We start from the raw sequence: 1,137 nt of genomic DNA, 5'->3' as shown, positions 1-1,137 counted from the left end.
AAGCCGGTTTCGGCATCGAAATACTGGCCAGGGAAGCGGAGATTGTTCTCCACGGTGTTCACCAGGAGGTCGGCCCTGCCGAAAGGCTGGTAATCGGCGGCCCAGGGTGGCCGTACTGGCCCTGATCAACGAGAGTCTCCTGGTACTTGAGGTGGGCCTGTGCCCGCTCTACCGGGCTTTTTGAAAGAATTTTCTAACAGCCAAAAAGAGCAAGATTGCCCCCCAAGCTGTTGATGCGATTCCAAATTGAAATGTATGGTCAAAGGTTAGCGGAGATTGTCCCAATTTCGACTTAAGTGTTAGTATGCCCATCACAAGGCATATCACGCTGAGGATAAAACAAACGGCACGAATGAACGTATTCTCTAACACATTATAATTGAAATCAAATCTCATAATCCGGCCCCTAGTTTACTTGGTTGAACAGTCGTTGCATTCTTCCATGCAGTCGTTAATAAAAGCAGCTCTCATGCCTACGGAACCAATAGTTCCGGAGACACCGATTATGCCGCTCGCCTTAGAGACGACACCTAGAGTGCCTTTCAGCGCTCCAATACGGTTTGCAGTTTTTGTTCCTGCTGTAGCCGCAGCTTGTTTTTCCAAGATATTGCCACTAGCATAAGCACCTGCAGAATTAGCGTTTTTCATCCCTGTGTTTGCAACATGATTTACAGCAGAGGTTAGAAAGTTTGAAGCGGCCTCGGTTGCCATTGCTCCCAGACCGTAAAAACCAACTGCATCGCTACCGGCTAAAAGATCCCCAAAAGCTTCTTCTGCTTGTCTATTGACACAATCCATTACCCCTTCTCCTGATTTGCGGCAGAGTCCCCAAATATCGATCCAATTCACCGGGTCATTATTCACATAGGCGTAGAGGTTGATTCCTGCCTCCAACCCAATCGGGTCAGCGCTCAGATACCGGCCAATGTCGGGATCATAGTATCTGTGCCAGTTGTAATGCAAGCCGGTTTCGGCGTCGAAGTACTGGCCGGGGAAGCGGAGGTTGTTCTCCACGGTGTTGACCAGGAGGTTGGCCCTGCCAAAGGGCTGGTAATCGGCGGCCCAGACCACGGCGCCGCTTGAGTCGGTCAGGCGCAGGGGTGTGCCCAGGTGGTCGGTGTGATAGTAGTACATGGA

General features: G+C 50.8%; 1 protein-coding gene. It reads right to left on the bottom strand.

The genetic code is table 11. The features are described from left to right. Positions 1-411: 411 nt before the first annotated feature. The coding region (locus tag Q362_RS22575) for an RHS repeat domain-containing protein (protein WP_211248545.1) at positions 412-1,137 on the bottom strand (726 nt) is incomplete at its 5' end.

Source organism: Desulfobulbus elongatus DSM 2908 (genome assembly GCF_000621145.1).
Classification (GTDB): Bacteria; Desulfobacterota; Desulfobulbia; order Desulfobulbales; family Desulfobulbaceae; genus Desulfobulbus; species Desulfobulbus elongatus.
This window is presented reverse-complemented; position numbering and strand designations above follow the sequence as displayed.